5 protein-coding genes are annotated in these 7,488 nt (G+C 71.0%); all 5 read left to right on the top strand.

The features are described from left to right. On the top strand, nt 1–3,028 hold a 3,028-nt coding region (locus ABZ260_RS42405), incomplete at its 5' end, for a molybdopterin cofactor-binding domain-containing protein (protein WP_355629133.1). Nucleotides 3,029–3,115: 87 nt separating this feature from the next. Beyond that, nucleotides 3,116–4,480: a hypothetical protein gene (locus ABZ260_RS42400; protein WP_355629131.1), complete on the top strand. Its 1,365-nt coding sequence runs from the start codon at nt 3,116–3,118 to the stop codon at nt 4,478–4,480. Then, complete coding sequence (gene amrB, locus ABZ260_RS42395) at nt 4,477–5,418, top strand: AmmeMemoRadiSam system protein B (RefSeq protein WP_355629128.1); 942 nt, start codon at nt 4,477–4,479, stop codon at nt 5,416–5,418. The genes ABZ260_RS42400 and amrB overlap by 4 nt, the downstream gene beginning before the upstream one ends. Before the next feature lie 53 nt (nt 5,419–5,471). Next, nucleotides 5,472–6,335 carry an alpha/beta fold hydrolase gene (locus ABZ260_RS42390; protein WP_355629125.1) on the top strand — a complete coding sequence of 288 codons (864 nt, stop codon included), beginning with the start codon at nt 5,472–5,474 and terminating at the stop codon, nt 6,333–6,335. Continuing rightward, nucleotides 6,332–7,372: an LLM class flavin-dependent oxidoreductase gene (locus tag ABZ260_RS42385; protein ID WP_355629122.1), complete on the top strand. Its 1,041-nt coding sequence runs from the start codon at nt 6,332–6,334 to the stop codon at nt 7,370–7,372. Before ABZ260_RS42390 ends, ABZ260_RS42385 begins: the two co-directional genes overlap by 4 nt. The last annotated feature ends 116 nt before the right edge of the window (nt 7,373–7,488 follow it).

The following is a 7,488-nucleotide window of genomic DNA, read 5'->3' as shown; positions in this document are numbered from 1 at the left end:
GGCCACCGGGTCGCGCACCGGCAGCGCCATCGTGCTGGACGTGCCGACCGGTCAGGTGATCGCCATGGCGAACGCACCGGAGCTCGACCTGAGGACCCGGTGGAACAGCACGTGGGGCGATCCGGCCGCGGGGATCGCCGCGGCGACGGTCATGACCGAGGGGAACTTCGTCTACCCGAGCGTCGTGCACGCCTGTATGGAACCCAACACCACGCTCGCCCGGTGGGACTCCGAGCACGAGATCATGGAACTGTGGACCTCCACCCACTCGCCGTACTTCGTCGTCAAGGAGGTCGCCCACCTGCTCGGCCTGGAGCGTGAGCAGGTGATCTGCCGTGAGGTGGCCACCGGCGGCAGTTTCGGTTCCAAGTCCAAGGCCTCCGAGCACGAGGTGCTGGCCGCCGCGCTGGCCCGTAAGAGCGGGCGGCCCGTGCTGCTCGCGCTGACCCGCGAGGAGGAGTTCGCGGCCAACAAGCCGAGGCACCGCTTCGAGACGCGGTTGCGCACCTACGCCGACGCCGATGGGCGGCTGCGCGCCTTCGAGACCGAGCTCAACGTCGACAACGGCGCGTACTCGCACATGGGCTCCTCGGTGATGCGCGTCGGAGTGATCACGCTCGGCTCGGTCTACCAGGTGGACGGCGTCCGCTTCGACGCGCGGCTGGTGGACACCGCGACCCAGCCCGGCGGCCAGTACCGGGGGTACGGGACGCCGCAGGTGGCCCTGGCCATGGAGAGCCAGATCGACGAGATCGCCGAGAAGCTTGGTATGGACCCCATCGACATCCGCAGGCTCAACGCGGTCGAGCCGTACACCGAGACGCTGTGCGGTTACCGCCTCACCACGAGCGCGCTGGTGGAGTGCCTGGACGTGGTCCGCGCCGAGCTCGACTGGGACGCCAAACGCGCCGACAGGAGGCCGGGGCGTGGGCTCGGTGTCTCGTGCGCCGCACACGGCTCGGGTGCCTACGCCTACGAGTTCGCCAACCTGAGCGAGGCCGCCGTCGACGTCTTCGAGGACGGGCGGGCCCGGGTACGGTTCGGCGGTTCCGACGCCGGCACCGGCCAGAACACGATTCTGGCGCAGATCACCGCGCAGGAGCTGGGCCTGCCGCTGGAGCGGGTGGACGTGCTCTCCATGGACGGCGAGCTGACCCCGCTCGACCTCGGCGCGTGGTCCTCGCGCGCCACCCACATGTCCGGCATGGCGACCGGCGAGGCGGCGGCCGCCGTGGCCGAACGGCTGCGCGAGCTGGCCGCTGACAAGCTGGGATGTGCCCCGGAGGAGGTCGAGCTGCGCGACGGCTCCGCACACGGGGGCGGTGAGGAGATCACCATCGCCGACCTCGTCCGGCTCAACGGCGAGACCCTGACCCACCAGAGCCACTACCGGGTGGACGGCACCGAGATGATCGCCCCCGGCGAGGACCGGGCGAACCTCTCTCCCACCTACTCCTTCGCGGCGCACGGCGCCGAGGTGGAGGTCGACCGGCGGACCGGCAAGGTGAAGGTCGTCGATTACGTCGCCGCCCACGACGTCGGGCGGGCCATCAACCCGACCATGGTCGAGGGCCAGATCATCGGCGGTGCGGTGCACGGCATCGGTGGCGCGCTGGGCGAGGAGGTCGTCCGGACGGACGGCCGGGTGGCCAACCCCGCGTTCATCAACTACGCGCTACCCCGGGCCGCGGACGTGCCGCGGATCAGGCCGGTCATCGTCGAGGGACACGACGACGCGGGCCCGTACGGCGCCAAGAGCATCGGTGAGATCCCGATCATCCCGCCCGGCGCGGCCATCGCCAACGCGGTATACGACGCGGTCGGCGTCCGCATCAGGGAGCTGCCGATCACCCCGGACAAGGTCCTGACGGCACTCGCCGCCAAGGAGGGGCGCCGGCGTGACCACCGGTTGTGGCGGCGGCCGAGCCGCTGGTGGATCGCGCTGCTGCGGGCGCTGTACCCCAGGGGCGTCCACACCCTGCTGGATCGCTGGGGCACCAGGTTCGGGCGCTACGGCAGGCTCGACGACAAGGTGGGCCCGGCTCCGGAGATCGGCGAGGTGCGCAGGCCCGAGTCGGTGGCCGACGCGTGCGGCGCACTGAGCGAGGGCGCCATCGCGTACGGAGGCGGCAGCGACGTGCTGCCGAGCCGCCGCCAGCGGCTGATCGCCCCCGCCGTGCTGGTGTCGACGGCCCGGATCCCCGGTATGCGCGGCATCACCGGCGCACCGGGCACCGGCATCGTCATCGGCGGCGCCGTCACCCTCGCCGAGGTGGCCGAGGAGTTGGGGGAGCGGCTGCCCGCGCTGAGAGAGGCGATCGAGACCATCGCCTCGCCGCAGCTTCGCGCCGCGGCCACCGTCGCGGGGAACCTGCTGCAGGCCAAGCGCTGCTGGTTCTTCCGCAACGACTTCCCCTGCTACAAGCGCAACGGCGCGACCAGCCCTTGCTACGCGATTCTCGGCGATCATCGCTTCCAGCACGCCGCCGTGGACGGGCACCGCTGCCAGGCGGTCACCCCCTCCGACCTGGCGACGGTGCTGATCGCGCTGGACGCCGTGGCCGAGATCGCCGACGGCGTGCGCACCCGGGCGGTGCCGCTGGTGGAGCTGTACACCGGACCGGGGGAGACGGGTCTGAAGGACGGCGAGCTCCTGGTCTCGATCACCATCCCCGAGGAGGCGGCCGGGCGCGCCTGCGTGTTCGAGAAGCTCGCCCTGTGGGAGGGGGACTTCGCGGTCGTCTCGGTCGCGATCTCCACCAGGGCCGTGCCGGGAGAGCGGATCACCCACTGGCGGGACACCCGCGTCGTACTCGGCGCGCTGGCCCCCACCCCGTGGCGCCCGCACGCCGTCGAGCGAGCCCTGGACGGTACGGAGACAGGAGCGGGTGCCGCGGCGCGCCTGCGCGAGATCGTGGACGACCAGCTCACCCGGCACGCGCACCCGCTTCCCGGCAACGGCTGGAAGCTCGACGCCATGGCCGGGCTCGCCGAGACGGCGGCCGAACGCCTGCTGTCCCCTTCCTGATGACATGCATCTTGCCCGAGAGAGGAACCGACCGTTGACCTCCTCCCCAGAGCCAAAGCTCGGGGTCTCCACAGTCAAGGAGATTCGATGACCGTGAGTGATCCGCGCGGCGGGCACCCGCCCGACACCGCGCTCGACGAGCAGCGGCTGGAGTGGGTGAGGGCCGCCGAGGCCGCGCTCGACACCGACAGGCTCGCCGAGATCGTCATGGGCATGACGGACATCGCCAGCCCGACCGGAGAGGAGGCCGAGCTGGCCCGGTGGCTCACCGCGACCATGGCCGGCTCCGGCCTGGAGGCCGTCTACCAGCCCGTCGACGACACGCAGGGAAACGCGGTGGGACGGCTGCGCGGTGACGGCAGTGGCCCGGACCTGTTGCTCTACGCCCCCATCGACACGCTGACCGTGGGCGAGGAGTCCGAGGACGTCCCCTGGGTGGGCGACACGCTCCGCCACGACCTGCGGCCGAAGGCGGTGCGGCAGGGCCCGTACGTCATCGGGCTCGGCGCCAGCAACCCCAAGGGGCACGGTGCCTGCCTGGTAGCCGCCGCCGAGGCGCTGAAACGGGCAGGCGTGCCGCTGCGCGGTGACGTGATCGTCGGGCTCGGCGCGGGAGGCATGCCCACCAACAAACGCACCGCCCCCCACGTCCGCCGCTACAACGCGGGCCAGGGCAACGGGTGCTCCTTCATGCTCGAACAGGGGGTCTGGGCCGACTTCGCGCTGCTGGCCAAGCCGGGCTGGGCGGTGGCCTGGGAGGAGGTCGGCCTGTGCTGGTTCGAGGTGCGGGTGCGCGGCAGCTACAGCTACGTCGGCAGCCGCCACCGCATCGACTACCGCAACGCGATCCTCGGGGCCGGCGTCGTCGCCGCCGAGCTGGAGTCGTGGTTCGCCGAGTACACGGCCCGCCACACCCATGACACGGTCGCCCCGCAGGGCAACATCGGCGCCATCGAGGGCGGCTGGATGCGGATGCCGGCCGTGGCACCTGCGCTGTGCCGGTTCATGATCGACCTGCGTACCAGCCCTCGCAGCACACCCGCGAGCGTCAGGCGTGAGTTCGGTGCGGCCGTGGAGCGGATCAGGGCGGCCCACCCCGAACTGGACGTGGAGTGGGAGATGGTCCTGTCCATCCCCGGTACCGCGACATCCGCCGACGACTGGATCGTCCGGTCGGCGGTGGAGGCGTGGGAGGCGGAGGAGGGCCGGCCGCACGAGCCGATCCTGGCCAACAGCGGGGCCACCGACGCCAACATCCTGCGCGGCCGGGGACTTCCGACCGCTCGCATCGGCATGACCAGGGTCGGGCCGGAAGGCCCGCTACCGGTGGACTTCCCCTCCGGAATGAACGTGGCCGACCTGCGTGAGATGCGCAGGTTGACCCGCCACGTGCTCCGCACCGTCGTCAACACCTGCACCCGTACACGAGAAGAAGTGGGCATCACCGCATGAGTCGCATCGTCCTGGGAATCGGCGCTTCGCATAGCACGCTCATGAACACCAACTGGGACGAGGTCGCCCACCAAGAGGACGCCCAGCGCTTCCGGGCAGGCCTGGGCGAGGCGCGCGAACTCGTTGAGGCGGCCAGACCCGACGCCGTGGTGGTCATCGGATCGAACCACTTCCGGGGGTTCTTCCTCGATCTGATGCCGGCCTTCACCGTGGGAGTCGCCGAGTGTGTCGGCAGCGGCGAGTCGGGCACCCCCGGCGGTCCGCTCCCGGTCGACACCGAGCTCGCCAGGAAGCTGATGTGGTCGCTGTCGGACGCGGACTTCGACGCCGCGTTCTCGCTGCGGCTCCAGGTCGACCACGGCATCACCCACGCCCTGCAGTACCTGCTGCCCGACCTCGACGTGCCCATCGTGCCGGTCGTCATGAACATGTTCGCCCCCCCGTTGCCGTCACTCGCGCGCTGCGACGCCTTCGGTGCCGAGCTGCGCCGGGCCATCGAGTCCGACGGGCAGGACAAGCGGGTCCTGGTGGTCGCCTCCGGTGGGCTCTCGCACCGCCTGCCGTGGCCCAAGTGGTTCTCCGCGATGTCGGACGACGACCGTTTCCTCGTCGAGGCGTGGCTGAACGGCCGAGACTCCTGGAAGGACTACGAGGTACGGCGCAGGCAGATCATCCTGGCCGCCGAGTCGGACATCAACCCCGAGTTCGACCGCCGGTTCCTGGAACTGCTCCTGGAAGGCGACCTGTCGGAGATCCTCGCCAAGAGCGCGGCGGAGATCGAGGCGGAGGCCGGCAACGGGGCGCAGGAGATCCGGAGCTGGGTGGCGATGTCCAGGGCGGTCGGACCCGCCAAGGGACGGGTCCTCGCCTACGAGCCGATCGACAAATGGATCACCGGCATGGCGGTCGCGGCCCTTGAGCCGCTCCCAGGCGACTGACCCCCTCTGAGCACGTTGTACCGACCCACCAGAACCGTGTTCCAAAGAAAGGCATGACGCAGATGAGTATCTGGACCGATCTGACCGGCGTAGAGCACACGCTCAAGTACGTGGACGCCGGAGGCGTCAGGACCCGGGCGCTGCAGGCCGGCACTGGTGAGCCCGTGCTGTTCCTGCACGGCACCAGCGGCCACCTGGAGGCGTTCATCCGCAACCTCCCGGCACATGTGGCCGGTGGTTACGCCTTCCACGCCATCGACATGGTCGGCCACGGCTACACCGACGGCATCGACGAGCCCTACCGCATCCCCCGCTATGTGGAGCACGTGCTCGCCTACCTGGACGCCATCGGCGCGGAGCGGGCCCACTTCGTGGGAGAGTCGCTGGGCGGCTGGGTGGCGGGGCGTCTCGCCGCCGACCACCCCGAGCGGGTCGGCAAGCTCACCCTGGTCGCCCCCGGTGGCACGGTGGCCAACCCCGAGGTGATGGCGCGGATCAAGACCAGCACCCGGCTGGCCGTGGAGACCGACGACATCGACCTGACCCGCAAGCGGCTGCACCTGCTGATGCACAACCCGGCCAAGGATGTCTCCGAGGAGCTCGTCCAGGTCAGGCATGACATCTACCACCGCCCCGACTTCGTCAGGCGGGTCGGCAACCTGCTGTGCCTGCAGGAGATCGAGAACCGCCGCGAGGACCTGCTCAGTCCCGAGCAGATGGCACGTATCACCGCGCCGACGCTGATCGTGTGGGGTGCGCAGAACCCGTTCGGCGACATCCCCGAGGCGCACCGCATGAACGAGAGCATCCCCGGCTCCCGCCTGGAGATCTTCGGTGAGTGCGGCCACTGGCCCCAGCACGAGCACTCGGAGCGGTTCAACGAGCTCAACCTGGCCTTCCTCGGGGACGGCGCGTGAGCGGCGGCGCGATGCCGCGCCTGGGCATCCGGCTTCCGCCCTGCGACCGGATCGACCGGATCGCCGACGCGGCCAGGCACGCCGAGCGACTCGGCTTCGACAACGTGTGGCTGCCCGACTCCCAGCTGCTGTGGCGTGACGCCTTCACCGCGCTCGCGGCGGTGGCCCTTCGCACCGAGCGCATCGACCTCGGCACGGCGGTCACCAACCTGGTCACCCGGCATCCCGCGGTCGTGGCCTCGGCCGCCCGCAGCATCGCCGAACTGGCTCCCGGCCGCTTCCACCTGGGCGTGGGCGTGGGCAACAGCTCGGTGGGACCGGTCGGCCTGCGCTCCAGCACCAGGGCCGAACTGACCGAGCGCCTGGCGCAGGTCCGGACGCTGCTGCGCGGTGAGGAGTGGGACTACGGCTCCACGCGCTCGCGCCTGCGCGACCCGGGGCCCGCCGTGCCCGTCCACCTCGCCGCCAGCGGCCCGAAGAACCTGCGGTACGCGGGTGAGGCGACGGACGGGGTGATCCTGCTCAGCGGGATCGCCCCCGCCAACCTGACCGACAGCCTCGACCGGGTCTGGGAGGGGGCGCGGTCGGTGGGCCGCGACCCGGCGGATGTACAGGTCACCGCCTCCGCCTACTGCCACGTCACGGACGACGTCGAGCGGGACGCCCGGATCCTCAAGCCCGTCTGCGCGACCATCGCCCGCCACGGTGGCCGGACCTCGCTGGCGCTCGCCGGGATCGAGGTGGACGTGCCCGAGGAGTTCGACGAGGGTGAGGTCTACCCGGACCTGATCCACGCCGAGGACTGGGACCTGGCCGTGGAGGTGGCGGGCCGCTGGGTCAGCGACGAGGCGGCCGTGCGGTTCGCGCAGGCGTTCTGCCTGTTCGGCACGGTCGACGAGATCGGTGCCCGGCTCGTCGAGCTGGGCGCGCTCGGCGTCACCGGTCTGCTGGTGCAGCACGTCGGCTCCTACTCGCTGCCGTACGAGCTGATGGACGCCCTGGGCGACGTGCTCGCGAAGTCCGGAAGCCGCGCGTGAACGAGGGAACGCGGGCCGTGCCGACCGGCATTCCCTTGCGGTAGCGCACCTCCGCCTCGCCGTGCAGGTGCTCGAGATAGTCCCGCAGATCGATGATCCCGGTGATGTCGGTGACC

It is taken from the genome of Streptosporangium sp. NPDC006013, assembly GCF_040614275.1.
GTDB lineage: Bacteria > Actinomycetota > Actinomycetes > Streptosporangiales > Streptosporangiaceae > Streptosporangium.
Note: the sequence above shows the minus strand (reverse complement) of the source record. Positions and strands in the feature narration are given on the sequence as shown.